This is a genomic window from Sphingomonas palmae (assembly GCF_900109565.1).
Classification (GTDB): Bacteria; Pseudomonadota; Alphaproteobacteria; order Sphingomonadales; family Sphingomonadaceae; genus Sphingomonas; species Sphingomonas palmae.
Map to the genome: position 1 here is coordinate 25,766 of NZ_FNZZ01000002.1, position 22,270 is coordinate 48,035.

A 22,270-nucleotide genomic window follows, 5' to 3' on the forward strand; every position below is an offset into this window, starting at 1 on the left:
GGAAGGGCAAGTGCGTTACGGCCTGGTCGGCACCGGCATGATGGGGGTCGAGCATCTCAACAATCTGGCAATCACGCCGGACGCGGTGGTGACCGCGATCGCCGACCCGACCGAGCGCTCGCTCGGCTGGGCGAAGAAGGCGCTGGGCGACCGCGCCGAAGGCGTGCAAGCGTTCGGCTCTTCCGCCGAGCTTGCGAAGAGCGGGCTGGTCGACGCGGTGATCGTTGCCAGCCCCAATTACACGCACCGCGACGTGCTGACGCCGTTGTTCGGCGAGGGGCTGGCGATCCTGTGCGAGAAGCCGCTGGCGACGACGATTCCCGACGCGCGCTGGGTGGTCGAGCAGGCCGAGGCGAGCGCGCGGCCGTTCTGGACCGCGATGGAATATCGCTACATGCCCCCCGCAGCCGAGTTCATCGCACAGGTGCACAATGGGCGCATCGGTGCGCTCAAGATGCTGTCGATCCGCGAGCACCGCTTCCCGTTCCTGGAAAAGGTCGCCGACTGGAACCGCTTCAGCGCGAACACCGGCGGCACGATGGTGGAGAAATGCTGCCACTTCTTCGACCTGATGCGGCTGATCACGCAGTCGGAGGCGGTGCGTGTCTACTGCTCGGGCGCGATGGACGTGAACCATCTGGACGAGTCCTATGATGGCCGCACGCCCGACATCATCGACAACAGCTTCACGACGGTCGATTTCGCCAACGGCGTGCGCGCGATGCTCGACCTGTCGATGTTCGCCGACGGCGCGACCAACCAGGAGGAGATCACCGCGGTCGGCGACAAGGCGCGGCTCGACGTGCTGATCCCCGACGGCGAGATCGTCTATTCGCCGCGTGTCGGGTTCATGAACCCGAAGCAGGTCGAGCGCAGCACCGTCCACGTCGACGAGACCGCGCTGAACGCCGGCAGTCATCACGGTTCGACCTTCTACGAGCACCAGCGCTTCAACGCGGCGGTGCGGGGCGAAGGCGCGGTCGAGGTGAGTGCACGCGACGGGTTGATGGCGGTCGCGATCGGCACCGCGGCCGAGATCAGCGCGCGCGAGCACCGCGTCGTCGAGATGAGCGAACTGGGTTTCTAGCCACCAAAGACAATCTTTCAGTGACAGCGTTGACCTAAATCTCCAGCGAGAGAGTAGGTTTTAGGGAGGGACGAGACGATGAAGACGATGTTGACCGTGGGTACCGCATGGCTGGCGCTGATGGCGGCGCCGGCGCTCGCACAGACGCAGACGGGCACGCCCGAGACGACGACCGGCACCGGAAGCGCCACGACCGCCGCTGATGTCGGCAGCGACACCGCGACGCAGAGCGCGGCGAACGAGCCCGGTGACATCATCGTTACCGCGCAGAAGCGTTCGGAGCGGTTGCAGGACGTTCCGATCGCGGTGTCGGTGCTGTCGGGCGACGCGATCGCGGCAAAGGGCGCGGTCAATCTTGAGGGTGCGCAATATCTCGTCCCCACGCTTAACTTCCGCAAGTCGGGCACCGCGATCAACCAGTCGCTGTTCCTGCGCGGCGTCGGCACCTCGACCTTCTCGATCGCGGGCGAGCCGTCGATCTCCACGGTCGTCGACGGCGTCGTCTACAGCCGCGCGGGCGAGGCGTTCAGCGACCTGATCGACATCGACCGGCTGGAGGTGCTGCGCGGGCCGCAAGGTACGCTGTTCGGCAAGAACACCTCGGCCGGCGTCATCAACATCGTCACCAAGCGGCCGGGCAAGGATTTCGGCGGCTTCATCGACGGCGGCTATTATTTCGGCAATGGCAACGAGTACCGCGTCCGCGGCGCGCTCGACCTGCCGCTCGCCACCGGGATTGCCGCGCGCGTGACCGGTTTCTACGGCAATTACGACGGCAACATCCGCAACAACGCCTACGGTGGGCGCCGCGTCAACGGCTACGATCACTGGGGCGTGCGCGGGATGGTGGTCGCGGAGCCCACACCCGACCTGACGATTACGATCATCGGCGACTATCGCGAGTCGAACGACGATTGCTGCGCCGAGGTGATCGGCACCGGTCCGACCTCTGCCAGCGCGACCACCAACGCGCAGGTCAACGGCTTCATCAACTCGGGCGTGCTGCCGACGCCTGAAGGTGACCGCACGCGGCGGATCAACCAGGACCTGATCACGCACACCGACGAGAAGAGCTGGGGCGTGTCGGGTCAGGCCGACTGGACGCTCGGCACGCAGACGATCACCTACATCGGCTCGTACCGCGAATACGACAACACCGAGATTCGCGACGGCGACTGGCTGCCGCGCGCCTATACGACGTTCAACCAGCTGCACGATGTCGGCCCGCAGACGTCGAACACGATCACGCAGGAACTGCGGCTGACCAGCCCGTCGAACCAGTTCTTCTCCTATGTGCTCGGCGCCTTCTACTCGCGGGCGGAGACGACGCGAACGTTCACGCGCAACGACCTGGTCTGCACCCCTGCCCCGACGGTACCAGTACCGTGCTCGACACCCGGGCTGACCGTCACGCGCCCGACCGGGACCGCGGTGTTCGGGTCGGTGTTCAAGAACCTCGCCTTCTTCGGACAGGGCACGCTCAACTTCACCGACCGCCTGCGCGGCATCGTAGGGGTGCGCTACACCACCGATCAGCTCGACGTGTCGCACATCCGTCGCACCGCGCTGACGGGGCCGGGCATCTCGCCCAATTTCGATCAGGGCGTGTACAACGAATATCTGCGACTCGTGCGCGCCGGCGTGTCGCCCGTGACCGCGGCGACGCAGGCGGTGCCGGCGTCGAACGGCATTCCCTTCACCGCCAAGACGACCAACGACAATTGGTCGGGCCGCGTCGGGTTGCAGTACGACATCGTGCGTCAGTCGACCGCCTACGCGACCTATTCGCGCGGGTATAAGGGGCCGGCGTTCAACATCTTCTACAATCTGACCGGCACGGGCACCAACGTGATCCAGCCGGAGACTGCCGACAGCTACGAAGTGGGGCTGAAGAACACGCTGTTCGGTGGCAAGCTGGTGATCAATCTGGCGGGTTACTATGCCAAATACTACAACTTCCAGGCGAACAACCCCGACGTGATCGAGGGGGTGGTGGTCACGCGCTTCACCAATGCGGGACAGATTTCGACCCGCGGCGGTGAGCTCGACATCCTGTTCCAGCCGGCGCGTGATCTGTCGTTCTCGGGCGGGCTTGCCTACACCGACGCGCATATCGACCAGTTTCGCGTGCCCGCGAACGGCGTGACGACGGGCGTGATCCCGAACGGCACCACGCTCGCCTATGCGCCGAAGTGGAAGGGCTCGCTCGGTGCCGACTATCGTCTGCGTACCGGTGGGCCGATCGACTTTGCGCTGGGTGCGCAGGGGTCGTACCAGTCGAAGCAGCTGTCGCAGCTCGATGCCAGCGCCGCGGTTCGCGACGCGACGACGATCAAGGGCTACGGGCTGGTCGACGTACAGGCGGGAATTGTGGAGGCGAACGATCGTTTCCGCGTCAACTTCCAGGTCAAGAACCTGTTCGACCAGAGCTTCGCCGCGGCGATCACCTCGGGCGGGCCGGGTGGCAGCTACCGCTACATCATCCCGCGTGAAGCGGACCGTTATTACGGTGTGAATGCCCGCGTGAACTTCTAAGCGTCGCGCGCAAGCAAAAGCCGGCGGGGTCGCCCCCGCCGGCTTTTCTGTATCTGACGTTCAGTGCGCGATGATTGCCGGCGCGTCGCCGTCATGCTCTACCGCGACGATGCGCGGTATCAGCAGCTGGATGAAGCCGAGCGCCAGCAGGTAGGACGTCGCGCAGATGACCAGCGCGGGTGTGTAGCCGAGGCCGCGCGCCAGCGCCCAGGCCTGGAACTGGATCATCCCAATCGAGCCGAGATTGCCGCAGAAGGCCGCGATCCCGATCGTCGAGCCGACCGCGCGCGCGGGCGTGACATCGGTCGCGAGGCCGAAGACATTGGTCGAGAAGCCCTGGTGCGCGAACAGCCCGAGCCCGAGCAGCAGCGCCGCCGACCACGGACTGTCGACCGACATGACGAGCGGCACCGGCGTGACGAGTAGCGCGTAGACGAGCAGCGCCGACTTGCGTGCCGCATTCACGCTCCAGCCGCGCGCCATCAGTCGCGCGGGCAGCACGCCGCCGCTGATCGCGCCCATTGCGGCCAAGCCGTAGGTCAGCGCGATCGGCCAGCCGAGCGTCCCCTGCTGCAACCCGAACAGGCGGTGGAACAGGTCGGGCAGCCAGAGCAGCATAAAGAACCAGACCTGATCGGACAGCACCTTGGCGACCGCGATCGCGAGCGTGCGGCGGCTGCGCAGGATGTCGCGCCAGCGGACCGGCGCGGCCGTTATCGCGTCGAGGGCGACCGGACGCACGCGCAGCGCGAACCAAACCGCGACCCAGACGAGCCCCAGCCCGCCCGCGAGCAGGAACGCCGACTGCCACCCGAACGCGACCGCGAGCGGCGGGATCAACGCGGGTGTCAGCACCGCACCGACGTTGGGCGCGGTGTTGCCGATGCCGAGTGCGATCTGCCGGTCGCGATGGTTGAAATAGGTTGCGGCGGATTTGACCGCGGCGGGCGTGCCGATCGATTCGGCGACGCCGAGCACGACGCGTGCGCCGAGGAATCCGGTAACGGTGGTCGCGAAGGCGTGCGCCATGCCGGCCAAGCTCCACACGCCGACGCCGATGCCGAACCCGCGCCTGAGCCCCACGCGGTCGATGAACCAGCCGGTGCCGAGGAAGGCGAACGCGGTCGCAACCTGGAATGCGGTGCCCATGTTGGCGTAATCCTGATCCGACCAGCGGAACTCGGCCTCGAGCGTCGGTTTGAGCAGCGCCAGGATCTGCCGGTCGACGTAGTTGAGCATGATCGCGACGAACACCATCGCGACGATCACCCAGCGCGCGCGATTGCCCGCTTGGCCCTCCGCGTCGCCTGTCACGCCGTCCCTCACCGCGTCTGCCGCCATGTCCCTCTCCCGATTTGATTGACGACAACGTTGTCAGAGTGCGTGTGCTTAGGCTAGTCCCCTTCCACTCTAGCACTGGGATCGACGATGGCCGCTACACGTTCTGCCACCCTGCCGATGGCGGCCGACCTGTACGGCGACCTCGAACCCAGCCCCAAGGCGACGTGGCGCGATCATGTGCCGGGCTTGATCATCGTCGCGGCGGGAACGCTGTCGGCAGGGTTCATCTCGGACCATTATGGCGCGCCGCTCACGTTGATGTCGCTGCTGATCGGGCTGGCGCTTAATTTCCTGTCGGCGGACGCGCGGCTGACGCCGGGGCTGGCGTTCGCGTCGCGGTCGCTGCTGCGCTGGGGCATCGTGCTCGTCGGACTTCGCGTCACCTTCGGGCAGATCGTGGCGCTGGGTCCGGTCGCGCTGCTGGCGGTGCTGGTGATCGTCGCGGTGACGATCGGGTGCGGCGTGCTGGTCGGGCGCCGGCTTGGCTTCGATGCGGCGTTCGGGACATTGGCGGGCGGCGCGGTCGCGATCTGCGGTGCAAGCGCGGCGATGGCGCTGGCGACGACGCTGGGCGAGCGGCGCGCAAGCCAGGCGCAGCTGACCTTGGTGCTGGTCGGCATTTCGGCGCTGAGCGCGCTCGCGATGGTCACCTACCCGTTCGTCGCGCACTGGCTGCACATGAGCGACCTGAAGGCGGGGTTCCTGTTAGGCGCGTCGATCCACGACGTGGCGCAGGCGCTGGGCGCGGGTTATTCCTACTCGGATGCCGCCGGGCAGATAGCGGCGATCGTCAAGCTGACGCGCGTCGCGCTGCTCGCGCCCGTGCTGGCGATCGTCGCGATGTTCCTGCCGCGCGGCGAGAAATCGGGCAAACGGCAGGGTCTTCCGTGGTTCGTGGTCGGCTTCTTCGTGCTGGCGGGCGTCAACTCGACCGGCGTGATCCCGGCGCTGGTCACCGGTACCGCGGAGCGCGTCGCGGCCGGGCTGCTCGCCGCCGCCGTCACCGCGACCGCGATCCGGTCGCCGCTGTCGCAATTGCTGGAGGCGGGGCCGCGGCCGATGCTGGTGATCGCGGCGTCGACCTTGTGCGCGTTCGTGCTCGCGCTGGGCGCGGCGATGTTCCTGATCGGCTAGCCCGCCGGCATTCAACCGGTCGAGTCGCGTACCATCAGCGCGTGAGGCAGTTCGCGCTGCTCGAAGGTTTCTTCCGGTAAGAGCAGCAGGTCGGCGGCGTTCCAGGCAAGGTCGCGCACCGGCTGGCGCGTGGTGGTGAGCGGCGGCCAGACGTAGCTGGCGAGCGGATCGTCGCCGAAACCCGCGATCGCCAGCTCGGCGGGCACTCTGACCCCGCGTCGGTGCGCGGCGGCGAGTGCGCCGGCCGCCATGTCGTCGGACGCGGCGAAGATCGCGCTAGGCGGAGAGCCGAGCGACAGCATCGCCTCCGCCGCGCGTGCGCCGCTGGCGAAATCATAGTCGCCCTGCTCGATCAGCGCAGGGTCGGGGTCGATCCCCGCCTCGCCCAGCGCCGCCAGATAGCCCTCGTAACGCTGCGCGCTGGTCGCGAAGTCGCGCTGGCCGAGAATGTGACCGACGCGGCGGTGTCCGCGCGACAGCAGGTGGCGCGTCACTTCGTACGCGGCGGCGCGATTGTCGATGAAGACCGCCGCGCTCGCCTCCGGCCGGTGGCCGGGCGACACGCGTACGACGCGGACGCCGCGTTCCTTCAGGAAGTCGAGCACCTCGTCGTGGTCGCTGACCGGTGGTGTCAGGATCAGCCCGTCCAAGTGGCTGGTCGCGACCAGCGCCTCGACCTCCTCGAGCAGCCGACCCGAATTGCGGTCGTACGGCTGCGCGATCATGCGCACGCCGTCGACTTCGCAGCGGTCGCGGATGCCGGTCTGCATCGCGTAGACGTAGGCGGGGCTGGGATTGTCGCAGATCAGCCCGATTTGGAAACTGCGCCGTCCGGCAAGCGAGCGCGCGGCAAGGCTGGGGCGGAAGTTGAGCGCGCGCACCGCCTCTTCGACCTTCTCGCGCGTGGCGGCGCCGACGTAGCGTTCCTTGTTGAGCACGCGGCTGACCGTCTTGATCGACACGCCCGCGCGTTCCGACACGTCCTTGATCGTCGAGCGCACCAATTCCCCCCGCCTAGCCCGCCGTAGTGCACGCCCTGACCGCACAGGACAATGGCCGAGGCGTCAGCGCGCGGGCGGCAGCGCCTGTTCAACCAGCGGCGCGAGGCGGTCGGCGATGCGGTTGACGCCCTGTACATTGGGATGGACGCGGTCGGCCTGCATCAGCGCCGGGTTGCCGATCACGCCGTCGAGGATGAAGGGGTAGAGTTGGTCGCCGTCGCGCTTCGCGAGATCGGGCCAGATCGCATCGAAGGCGGCGACGTAGTCGGGACCGAGATTGGGCGGCGCGCGCATGCCGGTCAGTAGCACGGGCAGGCGGCGGCGTTTCAAGTCGTCCAGCATCGCGGTCATGTTAGCGCGCGTCTCGGCCGGTGAGATCTGGCGCAGCACGTCGTTGCCGCCGAGCCCGAGCATGACGAGATCGGGTACGCGCTTCTGCTGATCGAGCACGAACGCCAGCCGCTCGCGCCCCGCCGCGGTGGTGTCGCCTGAGACGCCTGCATTGACGACCGTCGCGTTGATGCCGCCCTGCCGCAGTCGCGCCTGGATCGCGTCGGGCAGGCTCTGCCCGCGACCCAGCCCGTAGCCCGCGTACAGGCTGTCACCGAAGGCAAGGATGACGCGTTCGGGCCCCTGCGGTCGCGCGACCTCGGCGGGCGCAGCAGTGGCCGCGTCCGCCGCTTCGTTCGCGGTCGCGGTAGGCACCGAGGCTTGACGCTCGCACGCCGCCACCGACATGGCGCAGAGCATAACGGCCGCGATGCGCGTCACCGACCTGGCTGGGAACAAGGGTGTTTTCCTCATGGCGACCGATACCGAGCAGCCTTCTATGGTGATCGACGCGCGCGATGTCACCTTGACGCTGGGCGAGACGGCGGTGCTGCGCGGCATCGATTTGCGCGTCCAGCGCGGAGAGAGCGTCGCGCTGCTGGGCAGTTCGGGGTCGGGCAAGTCGTCGCTGATGGCGGTGCTGACCGGGCTGGAGCGCGCGAGCGGCGGCAGCGTGATCGTCAACGGGCTCGATTTCGGCAAGCTGGGCGAGGACGAGCTGGCACGGGCGCGGCGCGGGCGGATCGGGATCGTGCTGCAGGCATTCCACCTGCTGCCGACGATGACCGCGCGGGAGAATGTCGCGGTGCCGCTGGAACTCGCCGGCGTCGCGGACGCGTGGGGGCGTGCGAAAGCCGAACTCGCCGCGGTCGGACTGTCGCACCGGCTCGACCATTATCCGGCGCAGATGTCGGGCGGCGAGCAGCAGCGCGTCGCGATCGCGCGTGCGCTGGCGCCGCGTCCGCCGGTCGTCTTCGCCGACGAGCCGACCGGCAATCTCGACACCGCGACGGGTGCCGCGGTGATGGACCTGCTGTTCGCCAGGCAGGAAGCGCTGGCGGCGACGCTGGTGGTCATCACGCACGATCACGCGATGGCCGCGCGCTGCGACCGCGTCGTGACGCTCGCCGACGGGCGGATCGCGTGAGCGACACTGCGAACAGCGGCTGGCATTTCGCCTGGCGCGTGGCGCGGCGCGAGCTCGACTGGAGGTTCAGGGGCCTGCGCATCCTGGTCGTGTGCCTGTTCCTGGGGGTCGCGGCGCTCGCGGCGATCGGCGGACTGGCGGCGGCGGTCGGCGGCGAACTGGCATCGCGCGGCGCGACGATCCTGGGCGGCGACGTGGAGCTTTCGGTGTCGCAACGCCGCGCCACCGCGGCAGAGCGCGCGTTGTTCGAGGCCGCCGGTCACGTGTCGGAAACGATCCGCATGCAGGCGAACGCCGTCACCGCGCGCGGTGGTGCTCCGATCCAGTTGAAGGCAGTCGACGCCGCCTACCCGCTCTGCGGCCGGGTTGCGCTGAGCGACGGACGGCGCCTCACGCATCCGGCGGACCGCGCGGCGTGGATCACGCCCGCGCTCGCTGATCGGCTAGCTCTGCGCCGCGGCGCGACGCTGCGCCTTGGCAGCGCCGTCGTGCGTGTCGACGGGGTGATCGCGGATGAGCCCGACCGTTTGGGAGAGGGCTTCACGCTCGGCCCGGTGGTAATCGTGTCGATGAACACGCTGGAGCGGACCGGACTCGTCCAGCCGGGCAGCCTGTACGACACGCGCTACCGGGTCCGCCTGCCCGCCGGCACCAGCCCCGCCGCGGCCGCGGCACGCGTGACCCGCGCATTTCCGGCCGGCGGTTGGGAAACGAAGACGCGCGACCGTGCGTCGCCCGGCGCGTCGCGCTTCGTCGACCGCATGGGTGAGTTCCTGACCTTGGTCGGGCTCGCCGCGCTGGCGATTGCGGGGATCGGCGTCGGCGGTGGCGTGTCGTCGTTCCTCGCCAGCCGGCGGAGCGCGATTGCGACGCTCAAGACGCTGGGCGCGACCGGCGGCGATGTCGCGCGCGTCTTTTCGATCGAGATCGGCGTCGCCGCCGCGATCGGCATCGGCGCAGGGATCGTGACCGCAATCGCGGCGATCCCGCTGCTCGGCGAGCTGCTCGGCCGCGTCCTGCCGATCGCGGGTGGGCTGGCGATCGCGCCCTGGCCATTCGTGAGCGCGGCATTGTACGGCGCGCTGATCGCGACCGCATTCGCCGCACCACCGATCGCGGCGGCGAGCGCGACCCCTGCGGCGGGGCTGCTGCGCGGCGTGCTCGCCCCGGTGCGGTCTGCGCCGTGGCGGGCGCGGGTGGTTGCGTTCGTGGCAGGCGGCGCGGCGATCGCGCTCGCGGTCTTTACCTCGGACCAGCCGGTGCTCGCGGCCGGTTTCCTCACGGCGCTGGCGGCGACGCTGCTGTTGCTGGCACTGCTGGGGTACGCCGTGCGCGTGGTCGCCGCGCGGTTGCCGGCGCCGCGGCGGCTGTTGCCGCGCCTCGCACTCGCCGCGCTGCACCGGCCGGGTGCGCGAACCGGCGCGCTGGTCGTCGCGCTCGGCCTGGGGCTGACGCTGTTCGTGCTGCTGACCGCGATCCGCACCAGCATCGACGCGGCGATCGCCACCAGTGTGCCGGCGCGCGCGCCCGCGCTGTTCGTGCTCGACGTGCCGCGCGACCGCGAGGCTTCGTTTCGACGCACGGTCGCGAGCGTCGCGCCGGGTGCCGAGGTGCGTACCGTGCCGCTGCTGCGCGGGACGATCACCGCCTACGGCACCACGCGCGTCGCCGACCTGAAGGAATTGCCTGAAGGCGCGTGGGCATTGCGCGGCGAGCGCGGCCTGACCTACGCCGACGCGCTACCCGCCGGCAGCACGATCACCGCGGGCAAGTGGTGGCCGCGCGGCTATGCCGGACCGCCGCTCGTTTCGGTCGACGAGCGGCTGGCGAAGGCGCTCGACCTGCATCTGGGCGAGCCGCTGACGATCAGCGTGCTGGGGGTCGAGCGGAGCGCGCGGATCGCGTCGTTCCGGCGCATTCAGTGGGACACGCTCGGATTCAACTTCGTGCTGGTGTTCTCGCCCAATACCCTCGCCGACGTGCCGCACAATCTCGCCGCGACGATCGACGCGCCCGCCGCGCGCACGAGCGCGATCACCGCCGCGCTGCTGGCGCCCTTCCCCTCCTCGTCGGCGATCGAGGTCGGTGGCGTGCTGTCGCAGGTGCGCGATCTGGTCAGCCAGGTCGCGCTCGCGATCGCCGCGGCAGCTGGCGTCGCGGTCGCCGCGGGCGTGGCGGTGCTGGTCGGCGCAATTGCGGCGGCGCGGGAGGCGCGAACCTATGACGCGGTGGTGCTGCGCGTGCTGGGCGCAACGCGCGCGCAGTTGATCGCGGGCCAGGCGATCGAGTACGCGCTGCTGGGCATGGTGGTGGCGCTCGTCGCGTTGCTGATCGGCCTGGCCGGCGCATGGTATGTCGTGACGCAGATGTTCGACTTTCCCTGGGCACCCGATCCAGTCATGGTCGTGCTGACCTTGGTCGGCGGGCTGGGCGCGACGATGCTGATCGGGCTGGCGGGCGCGTGGCCGATCATGCGCGTGCGGCCCGCGCGGGCGCTGCGCACCATCTGATCCGAGGTTCGAGAGGAAGCATGCACAGTTCGTGGGGTAGCAGTGGCGCGACGCCGATGCTGACGGGCACGCGCGACGAGCGCGAGGCGCAGCGCGCCGAGGCAAGGACGCGCCGCGCGGCCGAGCGGGTGGCGGCGGCCGAGGCGCGAACCGAGGCGCGCGCCAGCGCGCGCGACACGCAGTCCTCGCTGCGCGAACAGCAGCGCGAGCAGCGCCGCGTCGAGGAGGAACAGCGCCGCGCCGCCGCCGCCGACGCGCGCGACGCGCGGCCGAAGCGTCGCAGCAGCACGGGCTCGCTCGCGCGGACCGGCCACGCGACCGAGGAGCGCGACACGCGGCATTATTCGACCGAGCTCGACCTCGATCGATTGCGCTTGCTGGCGAGGCGCGGCGCGTCGGTCGCGGCGCTCGCGCACGCGTTCAAGATCAGCGAGGCGGCGGTCGCCGCGGCGCTGGCGGACTAGGTCCCGGCGAGCGAGTCGAGCGCCGCGGCGATCCGCACGCGCGTGGCGGCGTCGCGCGTGACCTCCAGCATCGCGCCGAGGCTCGCGCGCGCCGCAGCGATGTCGCCGTCCATCAGAGACAGGCGCGCATGTTCCCACCAGACGTGCGGATTGCCCGGCGCGAAGGTCGTCATCCGATCGAACAGCACCAGCGCACGACGCGGATCGCCGCCACGCTCGGCACGGGTGGCCTGATTGATGAGCAGGCGGACGAGCACGTCGCGATTGGACATGGCGGCGACGTGATCGGCGCGCGGCACTGCTGCCGCACCCAGCATCCGCTTGAGCAGGACCGACAGGCCCGCCTGGCTCATCTCCTGCCCGTCGTTGAACGGATCGATCAGCACGGGCGCGGTCGGCGGGCCGACCTGCGCCAGCACGTGGCCGGGCGTATTGAGCACGTCGGCGGTCCAGCCGACGCGCCGCGCGGCGGCGACGTAGAGGATCGCGAGGCTGATCGGCATGCCGCGGCGGCGATCGACGACGCGGATCAGGTCGGCGTTGTCGGGATCGTCGTAATGGTCGCGGTCGCCCGAGAAGCCGAACTCGCCCGCGATCACCTGCGCCAGCGCGGCGCCCTGCGTGCTGGCAGAGGGCGCGACGTCGGAGAGCGCAGCGACCCGCTCGGTGATGGCGGTCAGCACCGCTGCATAAGGGTCGAGATCGACGTCCGGGTGATCGAGCGCGGCGAGTTCGAGCGCGGCGGCGTCGAGCTGGATCGTCTCGTCCTCGACCAGACCCAATTGTACGATGGCGGCATCCATGACGTCATGGACGGCCGTGGCGCGGGATGGTTCCTGCGCACTTGCGAGGCGCGGGCGTGGAACGGAGCGGCAACGCGGGTCGTCTGTGCGCTGAGCCAAGCGCGGGAGGGAGCAAGGTGAAGATCGCGACCTTCAACGTCAACGGCGTCAACGGTCGCCTGCCCGTGCTGCTGCGCTGGTTGGATGAGGCCACGCCCGACGTGGTCTGCCTGCAGGAGTTGAAGGCGCCGGCGGCGAAGTTCCCGGCCGCCGCGCTGCGCGATGCGGGGTACGAGGCAATGTGGCTGGGGCAACCGCGCTGGAACGGCGTCGCGATCCTATCCCGCATTGGCGCGATCCACCCGACGCAGCGCGGGCTGCCGGACGATCCCGATCCGACGCAGCGCCGCTACGTCGAGGCGGCGGTGAACGGCGTGATCGTGGCGAGCCTGTACGTGCCGAACGGCAATCCGCGGCCGGGCGCGCGGTTCGACTACAAGCTGGCGTGGTTCGACGCGCTGATCGCGCGGGCGCAGATGCTGATCGACAGCGGCGTGCCGGTGGTGCTGGCGGGTGACTTCAACGTTATTCCGGCCCCGCACGACGTCTACGCGCCCGAGCGCTGGACGAAGGATGCGCTGTTCGCGCCCGCGGTTCGTACCGCTTTCGCGCGGTTGCTGGCGCAAGGGTGGACCGATGCGCTGCGCCACCTGCACCCCGATGCCACGCTCTACACCTTCTGGGATTACCTGCGGGATGCCTACGGGCGCGATGCGGGGCTGCGGATCGACCATCTGTTGCTCAGCCCCGCGCTCGCCGCGCGATTGTCGGATGCAGGCGTCGACCGGCACGTGCGCGGCTGGCCGCACGCGAGCGATCACGCGCCGACGTGGATCATGCTCGACGACGAGGGCGGAGCGTGACGCTGATGCTGTCGGGTGAGGAGGTGATCGCGCGCGCGACGAAGGTAGCCGCTGCGTTCCGCGCGACCTCGCGCGGCAGTGCGCGGGCGGGTTACTCGGTCTACCTGATCCTGCTGCACAATACGGCGCGGCGGCAGCCCTGGGGCATCTACGTCGGGCAGACGGTGCGCGACCCCGATCAGCGCTTCGACCAGCACAAGGCCGGGTACAAGGCGAGCGGCGCGGTGCGGCGCTTCGGTGTCCAATTGCTGCCCGATGCCGTCGCGCACCTGAACCCGATGGAGCGATGGGAATCGATCGAGCTGGAAGAAGCGATTGCGGCTGCGATGAGCGCGGGCGGGATCGGCTGGGTCGAGGGTGGCCATTGACCCAACTGACATGTGCGATTGATTTGCAATAGCGCGGTCGCTATAGCGCAGTGAAGGGCGCCGCCGGCGCGTTGCTGGGAAACGAGACGATGACGCGCACACCCCGGTACATGGTCGAGAACGCGCGGTGACGGCCGCGCTGCTCTTCGTGGTTGCCAGCGGCATCGGACTGGTCCGGCTCGGCTGGAGCGGACCCCGCATGGCAGCGGCGATCGGTTGGGCACTGGCGGCAGCGGCGCTCGTCGCGCTCACGTGGGCTGATGGTGCGTGGGGGCTGTCGGTCGGTGTGGTCGTCGGCATGGCGGCGGCGCTGGCGTGCGTCCTCTACGCCGGCTGGTCCTCCCCGGTGCGCGAGCGCCGCGCAGCCCGGGAAGCGCCCGCCATCTCGATCCCGCATCACCGCCGCGACGTGCTGCGGCGGCTGGCGGTCTTTGCACTGGCCGTGCCGGTCGCGTTCGTCGCGGCACAGTGGCTCGCGTTCGGGTTGCAGGCAGCGGTGCGCGGTGGCGGCGAGCTCGACAGCGACTCGGTCGTGCTGACGCTGTTCCTGCAACCGGTGATCTGGACCGCATTGCTGACGGTGCAGCTGACGCGCGCACGGCCGTCGCAGATGGTGGCGGCACCGCTGGTTGCCGCAATCGCGGGCACGATCCTGTGGGGTGCGGCGTGAGCGCGCCGCCGGTCTCGCCGCGCGAGACGCTGGTCAAGCGCGCGCTGGGCGGACACGCCGCGATCGGGCTGCTCGCCAGCGCGCTGATCTACATCATCTGCCTGAGCGGCACGTTGGTGGTGATCCACGACCGCTGGCAGCGCTGGGAACAGCCGGGTGTGCCCGAGATGACCGCGCTGTCGCCGGCGGCGGTCCAGCGCGCGATCGCGGGCGCCGTGGCGCGCGAGGCGGGCAAGCTGGCGACGACGCACCTGTACGTGCGGATGCCGAGCACGGAATTGCCGCGCGCGACCGTCACAACCGATTCGGGTGGGTGGTACGTCGACGGGGACGGCCGGATCGTGGGGCGTGAGGGGCATGCCTGGACCGACTTCATGGTCGCGATGCACGAGTATCTGCACCTGCCGATGACGTGGGGCCTGATCCTGGTTGGTGCGCTGGGCGTGATGCTGTGCGCGCTGGTGACGACGGGGGTGCTGGCGCATCCGCGCATCATCCGCGACGCCTTCTGCTTGCGCGCACGCCACGACGCGCAGCTCGCGCGCGCCGACTGGCACAATCGCCTGGGTGTATGGACGCTGCCGTTCGTGCTGGCGGTTGCGCTAACCGGCGCGTTCATCGGGCTGGGCGGCGTCGGCACGACGATGCTGGCGAAAGCGTACACGGGCGGCGACACGCTGAAGGTCTATGCGCACATCTTCGGCCACGAGCCGCCATCCGATCCTAAGCGCGCGGGAATCGCCGACGCCGCCGCGGCGCTGCGCACGCTCGACGCGCGGGTGCCGGGGGCGGTGCCGACCTACGTCATCGTTCACGAACCCGGCACGCTGGGCCAGCACGTCCAGATCCTGACCGCGCAGCCCAAGCGGCTGATCTACGGCGAGAGCTACTTCTTCGATCGCACCGGCGCGTTCCATTCCAAGGCCGGGCTGTCTGACGGTGCCGTGGGGCAGCAGGTCGCGGCGTCGTCGTACAACCTCCACTTCGGCAACTTCGCCGGGCTGCCGGTCGAGCTCGCGTACATGCTGATGGGATGCGCGCTGTGCGCGATCACCGCGACCGGCAACACGCTGTGGCTGGAGAAGCGGCGGCGGCGCGGGCTGGGCGGCGAGCGGCTGCGCGCGGGCTGGAACATGACGGTGTGGGGAACGCCGACGCTGATCGTATGGATGCTCTGGCTGCGCGCGGGAGTGGGTGCGGAGGCGCCACTCGCGCTGGCGTTCTGGAGCGCGTTCGCGGCGGCGCTGGTAGTAGCGATGCTCTACCCGCGGGTTGCCGAGGCGGTGCTGCTGCGGCGGGTGTGTGCGGGATCGGTGCTGCTCACCGCAGTAGGGCACCTCGTGCTGCTGCGTCCTGCGATCGCGGAGCCGGTCGTGATCGATCTCGTCGCGATCGGCCTGTCGGTGCCGCTGCTGCTGTGGGGCATGCGCGCGCGTCGAACCGCTCGGCGCGCTTCGATCAAGGCCGATCCGACGCCGGCGTGATCGTCAGACGTCGGTATCCTGCGGGTGGTGTGGCGTCAGGATCAGCGTCCGCCCCTCGACCCGCCAGCTTTTCAATCGCGACAGGAAGTTCATGCCGATCACGTCGATGTTGCCGAACGCGGGCGACACGACGACCGCCAGATCGCGCGCGACGACGTTGCCGAAGCGCAGCTCCTTCACCTCGCCCGTCTCGGCGCGGATCGCCCCGTTGGCGGTTTGCAGCACGACCGGGAACAAGGCGGGCTTGACCTCAACGCCGGCGGCGGCGGCAGTGTCGGGCGACAGCGCGGTGATCGTCGCGCCACTGTCGACCAGCAGGCGCTTCTCGACCCCGCCGATCTGCGCACGGACGTAGAAATGGCCGTCGGGCGACATGCGGATGCGCGTTTCCTCGCCCGACACCTGCTGGCTCTCGATGTCGAGCGCGGCTGCCATCCGCCCCATCCACGGATCGAACCGCTCGCGCTGCGCGACGACCATGTAGAGCAGGCCGGCGAGCCCGGCCCAAACCGCGAGCGACACGAGCGTGCGCAGTACCGGCACGCGCCGCGCGATCACCGAGGCGAGCAGCAGCACGCCGATCAGGATGTAGAAATGGGTGTTGCCCGCGAGGTCGGTGCTCATCGTGAGGAAGATATAGGTAGCCGCCCCACCCGGCCCAATGGCGCGGGCTGGCGCGATGGCGGCGCAAACGCTATGTTCCGGCGCGATGACGACGTGCCGTTTCCTTGCGCGAACTAGCACCGCCCCGGTGGCTCCGGGGTTCGGCGGCGCGCGCGCCTGAGCGGCGGCGTTCGCCCGACGTTTGCGCGCGCCCTCTTTCGCCGCGCGCGCTTCCGCCATAAGCGGCACCAAAGATTTCCTCAGGATTGATCCATGAACATGCTCTCGATCACGCTGCCCGACGGTTCGGTTCGCGAGGTCGCACCCGGCACCACCCCCGCCGACATCGCCGCGGCGATCGGACCCGGTCTCGCCAAGGCAGCGATCGCCGCGCGCGTGGACGGCGAGCTGCGCGACATCACGCGCCCGCTGACGCAGGACTCGCGCCTCGCGCTCGTCACGCAGAAGGACGAGGCCGACGCGCTAGAACTCGCGCGTCATGACCTCGCGCACGTCATGGCGGAGGCGGTGCAGCACCTGTTTCCGGGCACGCAGATCACCTTCGGTCCGGCGACCGACGACGGCTTCTACTACGACTTCGCGCCCCCCAAGATCGACGGGAAGGATCGGCCCTTCACCGACGATGACCTGCCGGGAATCGAGGCGGAAATGCGCCGCATCATCGCCAAGAACGAGCCATTCACGCGCGAGGTGTGGACGCGCGAGCAGTTGATCGACACGTGGAACAAGCAGGGCGAAACGTTCAAGGCCGAGTGGGCCGCCGAACTGCCTGATAACGAGGAACTGACGATCTACCGTCAGGGCCAGTGGCTCGACATGTGCCGCGGGCCGCACATGGCCTCGACCGGCAAGCTCGATCCTGCAGCGTTCAAGCTGACGCGCGTGTCCGGCGCTTATTGGCGCGGCGACCAGAAGAACGCGATGCTGAGCCGCATCTATGGCACCGGCTGGTTGAACAAGAAGCAGCTCGACCAGCACCTGTTCATGCTGGAGGAAGCCGCCAAGCGCGACCATCGCAAGATCGGGCAGGAAATGGACCTGTTCCACCTCCAGTCGGAGGCGCAAGGGTCAGTGTTCTGGCACCCCAAGGGGTTCGTGCTGTGGCGGCAGATGGAGGCGTACATGCGCCGCCGGCTCGACGCGGCCGACTATGCCGAGGTCAAGACGCCGCAGCTGATGGACGCACGGCAGTGGGAGCAGTCGGGCCACTGGGGCAAGTACCGCGAGAACATGTTCGTGGTGCCCGACGAGATCCCCAACACCGAGGACGAGGGTGCGGTGCTGTCGGGCGACGCCGACCTGATGGCGTTGAAGCCGATGAACTGCCCCGCGCACGTGCTGATCTTCAAGCAGGGGATCAAGTCGTACCGCGACCTGCCGATCCGCATGGCCGAGTTCGGCTGCTGTCACCGCAACGAGCCGCACGGCGCGCTGCACGGCATCATGCGGGTGCGCCAGTTCACGCAGGACGACGCGCACATCTTCGTGCGCGAGGACCAGCTGGTCGAGGAAGTGCGCAAGTTCTGCGAGCTGCTCGACAGCGTCTACCGCGATCTGGGGTTCGAGGACTACGCGGTGAAGCTGGCGCTGCGCCCCGACAAGCGCTTCGGCTCGGACGAGATGTGGGACAAGGCGGAGGCCGAGTTGCGCGAGGCGGTGCAGGCGTCCAGCCTGTCCGACGCGATCAAGGCGAAGTTCGAGGAGCTGCCGGGCGAAGGCGCCTTCTACGCACCCAAGCTCGAATTCCACCTTACCGACGCGATCGGGCGGACGTGGCAGGTCGGCACGATCCAGTCCGACCGCGTGCTGCCCGAACGGTTGGACGCAAGTTACGTCGGCGAGGACGGCAACCGTCACCGCCCGGTGATGCTGCACCGCGCGATCCTGGGCACGTTCGAGCGCTTCATCGGCATCCTGATCGAGCATCACGCCGGGCGCTTCCCGCTGTGGCTGGCGCCGGTGCAGGTGGTAGTGGCGACGATCGTCAGCGACGCGGACGATTACGCGCATCAGGTCGCAGCCGAGCTGCGCGCCGCGGGGCTGCGGGTCGAGACCGACCTGCGCAACGAGAAGATCAACTACAAGGTGCGCGAGCACTCGGTGGCGAAGGTCCCGGTGCTGCTGGTCGTCGGCAAGCGCGAGGCGGACGAGGGCACCGTCGCGGTTCGGCGGCTGGGCAGCCAGGGACAGGAGGTCGTCGCACTCGGCGACATCACGCAGCGGCTGCGCGACGAGGCACGCGCGCCCGACATGATGCGCTGACGGGCGAGCGGGTCTGCGGAACGCGTCCGCAGACCCGCTCGCGGCGCAACGGCTTGCCGCAGCGCAGCGACAAAGCGCGTGACTTTCCCCGCGCGACCGCTAACCGCGCCCGCCTAACCCAGCGGCGCACAGATGCCGCGGTCATCAGGGATCGCACCCATGTATCGTTCGTATCGACCCGCGTTGGCGGCGGGCCTGCTCTCGTCCGCGCTGCTGCTCACCCTACCCGCTGCCGCGCAGCAGTCACCGGTCGGGCAAGCGGGCGATCAGTCCGCGCCGCCGGCGACTGATCAGACCGGCGACACACCGGGCGACATCCTCGTCACCGCAACGCGGCGCGCCGAGCGCCTGTCGGACGTGCCGATCGCAATCACCGCGATCTCGGGCGAGACGCTCGCCGCGACGGGCGCGGTCGACCTGCGCGGGATCGATCAGGTCGCGCCCTCGCTGCTCGTGTCGGGCGCGACGAGCGAGGCGAACTTCACCGCGCGCATTCGCGGCATCGGCACGGTGGGGGAGAATCCGGGGCTGGAAAGCTCGGTCGGGCTGTTCGTCGACGGCGTGTATCGCGCGAGGAGCGGCGTCGGGCTGACCGAATTGGGTGAGGTCGACCGCGTCGAGGTGCTGCGCGGGCCGCAGGGGACGCTGTTCGGGCGCAACTCGACCGCGGGCACGATCAGCATCGTGACGCGCGCGCCCGAGCTCGGACGCACCGACGCGCACGGATCGGTCTCCTACGGCAATTACGATTACTGGCGGCTCGACGGCGCGGTGAACCTGCCGGTCGGCGAGACCGCGGCGGTGCGCGTCGATGGCGTGTGGCAGCGCCGCGACGGCTTCATCCGCCAGTTGACCCCCGGCGAGCCCGACATCCAGGACCGGAACCGCTGGCTGGCGCGCGGGCAGTTCGCCTGGGCACCGAACGACGCGCTGTCGGTGCGCATCATCGGCGACTATGCCGAGCGTCACGAGAATTGCTGCAACGGCGTGCTGCTGGGTCCGGTGCGCAACCTGACGCGGACCGATCCGGCTGGCGGCGCGATCGCGGTGGGTGCGAACACGCTGCTTCCGCTGCTTCAGGCACTGGGCGCGAATTACCAGCTGCCGCCCGCTGGCGAGCGGTTCCAGTTTTCGACCTCGACGAGCGCGGGTGTGCCGTACCGGTCGGAGGTGCGCGATTGGGGCGCGTCGGGCGAGGTCAACTGGCAGCTGGGCGCGGCGACGCTGACGTCGATCACCGCGTGGCGCGATTACAAGAACCGGATGGGTCAGGACAACGACTTCAACCGGCTCGACCTGCTCGACCGGCAGGACCTCGACCGGCGGTTCCGCAACTTCTCGCAGGAAGTGCGGCTTGCCGGACGCGCGTTCGACGGGCGGCTCGACTGGCTGGTCGGCGGTTACTACGGCAACGAGAAGCTGAACGTCGACGACGACCAGCGTTACGGACAGGATTACACCCGCTTCGCCAATTGCATCATCGCGACCTCGTTTGCCGCATCGGGCGCGGGACAGGTCGACCTCGCCTCCCCCACCTGCTCGAGCGCGCCGGCGAGCGTGTTCGCAGGCTATGACGCGGTGGCGCGGCAGCTGGGTGCGGCACCGCTGAACGGCACCGGCGCGAACGACGGGAACTTCACGCAGGTGAGCCGCAACTGGGCGTTGTTCACGCACAACACGCTGGCGATCGTCCCCGACCGCCTGTTCGCCACCATCGGCGTTCGCTACACCGACGAGCACAAGCGGGTACGCGCCGACTACCGCGCGACCAACACGCTCTGCCCGGCGCTGCTCAACTCCTCGCTCCAGTCGCTCGCCGGGCTCGCCTGCGTCGTGAACGGCGCAGGCGTCGACATTCCCGCGGGCACGCCGGGGTCGACGTTCGACGACGGGCAGTGGACCGGCACCGCGGTGCTGGGGTTCAAGCCGGTGACGAGCGTGCTCGTCTACGCCTCCGCCTCGCGCGGGTACAAGGCGGGCGGGTTCAACCTCGATTTCTCCGGGCTCGACCGCCCGTGCTTCGCGGGCGCGGGTACGGCGGCGCAGGCGGCGGCGTGCGCGGCGTTGCTCAGCCGGCCGGCGAACACGCCGGGCAACGGTCGCGCCGAGGTCGCCGACCTCGCCTATGCCAGCGAGAAGGTGACCGCGTACGAGGTCGGCGCGAAGTGGAACGGGCGCAGCATCGACGTGAACGTCGCGGCGTTCCACCAGCTGTTCAGCGGCTATCAGCTCAACACCTATAACGGCACGAGCTTCGAGGTCGCGAACATTCAGTCGTGCCGTGATAGCCTGAACCGCGCCGATACCGACGCGTCGGCGGCGACGGGGGCGTGCGCGCCCGACCGGCTGCGGCCGGGCGTGGTATCGACCGGCGTCGAGCTGGAGAGCACGATCCGCCCGGTGCGCGACGTGTCGGTCAATCTCGGTTTCACCTACGCGCACACGCGTTATCGCCGCTATCTGGTCGGGACCGGCGGGCGGCCGCTGTCGCCGGTGCTGTTCCAATTGCCCGATCAGGACCTGTCGAACGCGCCCGAGGTCGTCACCACCGCGGGCATCGGCTGGACGCCCGCGGTCGGCACGCGCGGGCTGACCGGGCTGGTCTATTTCGACGTTCGGATGCAGAGCGACACCAACACCGGCTCCGACCTCGATCTGGAAAAGGTGCAGGACGCGTTCGCGGTGGTGAACGGTCGCCTTGGCCTCTACGGCGCGAGCAGGCGCTGGGGCGTCGAATTATGGGCGCAGAACCTGCTCAACCAGCGATACTTCCAGCTCGCCTCGGACATACCCGCTCAAGGATCGGGCACATTCCGCAGCGTCCAGCAGGCCGCGTCGGGCGGGTTTTCGGGCAGTGCGAACGCGCTATACATCGGCTTTCCGGGCGAGCCGCGCACGTACGGCGTGACGCTGCGCGGCAGCTTCTAGAACACACGTCAGCGACAAAAAGACCGGCGCACCCACTCTTTCAAAGCGAGGGTGCGTCGAACATCTTCCGATTCATGCAGCGAAAGCTTATATCGACGGCAGTGAATCAACAGGAGAAGTATCTATCCGTCCGCCTATGATGCGCCGCCCAATGCAGGCGCCGCCGATGAATGGTCCTCGCTTCAACGAGTGGATCCAGAGCCAGAAGGTCCGCGTGATCGATCACGAGGGCGAGAATCTCGGCGTGATGTACACGCGCGAAGCGATGGCGCAGGCCAAGGAAGTCGGGCTCGACCTGGTCGAGGTGTCCCCCAACGCGGACCCGCCCGTCGCCAAGTTCCTGGATGTCGGCAAGTTCAAGTACGAGGCTCAGAAGAAGGCCAATCTCGCCCGCAAGAGCCAGAAGACGCAGGAGATCAAGGAGATCAAGATGCGTCCGAACATCGATGACCACGATTACGACACCAAGATGAAAAAGGTGGTCGAGTTCATCGAGGAAGGCGACAAGGTTAAGGTCACCATGCGCTTCCGCGGTCGCGAGCTGAGCCACGGCTCGCTCGGCATGGCGGTGCTGCAGCGCGTGGCCGAGGCGACCAACGAGATCGCCAAGGTTGAGGCCTATCCGCGCATGGAAGGCCGTCAGATGCTGATGGTGCTGTCGCCGAAATAAAGTTGGTGCG

18 protein-coding genes are annotated in these 22,270 nt (G+C 69.0%); 13 read left to right on the top strand and 5 right to left on the bottom strand.

The features are described 5' to 3' along the window. Nucleotides 1-10: 10 nt before the first annotated feature. Together BMW51_RS04785 and BMW51_RS04790 are read left to right on the top strand one after the other, a co-directional pair. Nucleotides 11-1,087 (top strand): Gfo/Idh/MocA family protein, encoded by a 1,077-nt coding sequence (locus tag BMW51_RS04785; RefSeq protein WP_093003986.1) that lies wholly within the window; start codon nt 11-13, stop codon nt 1,085-1,087. Nucleotides 1,088-1,165: 78 nt separating this feature from the next. Then, nucleotides 1,166-3,622 (top strand): TonB-dependent receptor, encoded by a 2,457-nt coding sequence (locus BMW51_RS04790; protein ID WP_093003988.1) that lies wholly within the window; start codon nt 1,166-1,168, stop codon nt 3,620-3,622. 60 nt (nt 3,623-3,682) lie between these two features. Here the strand turns inward: BMW51_RS04790 and BMW51_RS04795 are convergent, their stop codons facing one another. Continuing rightward, nucleotides 3,683-4,963 carry an MFS transporter gene (locus BMW51_RS04795; RefSeq protein WP_425440970.1) on the bottom strand — a complete coding sequence of 427 codons (1,281 nt, stop codon included), beginning with the start codon at nt 4,961-4,963 and terminating at the stop codon, nt 3,683-3,685. Nucleotides 4,964-5,080: 117 nt separating this feature from the next. Here BMW51_RS04795 and BMW51_RS04800 point away from each other — a divergent pair, with 117 nt between their 5' ends. Continuing rightward, nucleotides 5,081-6,097 (top strand): YeiH family protein, encoded by a 1,017-nt coding sequence (locus BMW51_RS04800; RefSeq protein ID WP_093003990.1) that lies wholly within the window; start codon nt 5,081-5,083, stop codon nt 6,095-6,097. A gap of 11 nt (nt 6,098-6,108) precedes the next feature. Here the strand turns inward: BMW51_RS04800 and BMW51_RS04805 are convergent, their stop codons facing one another. Continuing rightward, nucleotides 6,109-7,098, bottom strand: a complete 990-nt coding sequence (locus BMW51_RS04805; RefSeq protein WP_093005013.1) for a LacI family DNA-binding transcriptional regulator — start codon at nt 7,096-7,098, stop codon at nt 6,109-6,111. A gap of 63 nt (nt 7,099-7,161) precedes the next feature. Next, the gene (locus BMW51_RS04810) at nt 7,162-7,887 is read right to left on the bottom strand and encodes an arylesterase (RefSeq protein WP_245708290.1); all 726 of its coding nucleotides are present in this window, start codon (nt 7,885-7,887) and stop codon (nt 7,162-7,164) included. Nucleotides 7,888-7,900: 13 nt separating this feature from the next. On the opposite strand from BMW51_RS04810, the gene BMW51_RS04815 reads away from it, so the two are divergent. From BMW51_RS04815 to BMW51_RS04825, 3 genes are read left to right on the top strand one after another with little or no spacing between them, the layout of a single operon-like run. Then, nucleotides 7,901-8,575, top strand: a complete 675-nt coding sequence (locus tag BMW51_RS04815; protein WP_245708291.1) for an ABC transporter ATP-binding protein — start codon at nt 7,901-7,903, stop codon at nt 8,573-8,575. Further along, on the top strand, nt 8,572-11,085 hold the full coding sequence (locus tag BMW51_RS04820; protein WP_093003994.1) for an ABC transporter permease: 2,514 nt from the start codon (nt 8,572-8,574) through the stop codon (nt 11,083-11,085). The genes BMW51_RS04815 and BMW51_RS04820 overlap by 4 nt, the downstream gene beginning before the upstream one ends. Nucleotides 11,086-11,105: 20 nt before the next feature. Further along, nucleotides 11,106-11,549 (top strand): hypothetical protein, encoded by a 444-nt coding sequence (locus BMW51_RS04825; RefSeq protein WP_093003996.1) that lies wholly within the window; start codon nt 11,106-11,108, stop codon nt 11,547-11,549. On the opposite strand, the gene BMW51_RS04830 is transcribed toward BMW51_RS04825, so the two are convergent. Further along, a complete protein-coding gene (locus BMW51_RS04830) occupies nt 11,546-12,352 on the bottom strand; it encodes a SirB1 family protein (protein ID WP_093003998.1) in 807 nt (268 codons plus the stop codon). The genes BMW51_RS04825 and BMW51_RS04830 overlap by 4 nt on opposite strands. Before the next feature lie 116 nt (nt 12,353-12,468). Between BMW51_RS04830 and BMW51_RS04835 the strand changes: the two genes are divergently transcribed. From BMW51_RS04835 to BMW51_RS04850, 4 genes are all read left to right on the top strand, one after another. Continuing rightward, on the top strand, nt 12,469-13,254 hold the full coding sequence (locus BMW51_RS04835; RefSeq protein ID WP_093004000.1) for an exodeoxyribonuclease III: 786 nt from the start codon (nt 12,469-12,471) through the stop codon (nt 13,252-13,254). Next, nucleotides 13,251-13,622, top strand: a complete 372-nt coding sequence (locus tag BMW51_RS04840; RefSeq protein WP_093004001.1) for a GIY-YIG nuclease family protein — start codon at nt 13,251-13,253, stop codon at nt 13,620-13,622. Before BMW51_RS04835 ends, BMW51_RS04840 begins: the two co-directional genes overlap by 4 nt. A gap of 127 nt (nt 13,623-13,749) precedes the next feature. Beyond that, on the top strand, nt 13,750-14,292 hold the full coding sequence (locus BMW51_RS04845; RefSeq protein ID WP_093004003.1) for a hypothetical protein: 543 nt from the start codon (nt 13,750-13,752) through the stop codon (nt 14,290-14,292). After that, a complete protein-coding gene (locus BMW51_RS04850) occupies nt 14,289-15,776 on the top strand; it encodes a PepSY-associated TM helix domain-containing protein (protein WP_245708292.1) in 1,488 nt (495 codons plus the stop codon). Before BMW51_RS04845 ends, BMW51_RS04850 begins: the two co-directional genes overlap by 4 nt. A 3-nt stretch (nt 15,777-15,779) precedes the next feature. Here the strand turns inward: BMW51_RS04850 and BMW51_RS04855 are convergent, their stop codons facing one another. Then, entirely contained in the window at nt 15,780-16,400 is a 621-nt protein-coding gene (locus BMW51_RS04855) for a retropepsin-like aspartic protease family protein (RefSeq protein ID WP_093005017.1), read from the bottom strand. A gap of 258 nt (nt 16,401-16,658) precedes the next feature. Between BMW51_RS04855 and thrS the strand changes: the two genes are divergently transcribed. The 3 genes from thrS (at nt 16,659) to infC (ending at nt 22,260) form a co-directional block, all read left to right on the top strand. Continuing rightward, complete coding sequence (gene thrS / locus BMW51_RS04860) at nt 16,659-18,662, top strand: threonine--tRNA ligase (protein WP_093005019.1); 2,004 nt, start codon at nt 16,659-16,661, stop codon at nt 18,660-18,662. Between the two features lie 159 nt (nt 18,663-18,821). Next, nucleotides 18,822-21,590 (top strand): TonB-dependent receptor, encoded by a 2,769-nt coding sequence (locus BMW51_RS04865; protein ID WP_177171532.1) that lies wholly within the window; start codon nt 18,822-18,824, stop codon nt 21,588-21,590. A 136-nt stretch (nt 21,591-21,726) separates the two neighbouring features. After that, complete coding sequence (gene infC, locus BMW51_RS04870) at nt 21,727-22,260, top strand: translation initiation factor IF-3 (RefSeq protein WP_019517390.1); 534 nt, start codon at nt 21,727-21,729, stop codon at nt 22,258-22,260. Nucleotides 22,261-22,270: the final 10 nt, after the last annotated feature.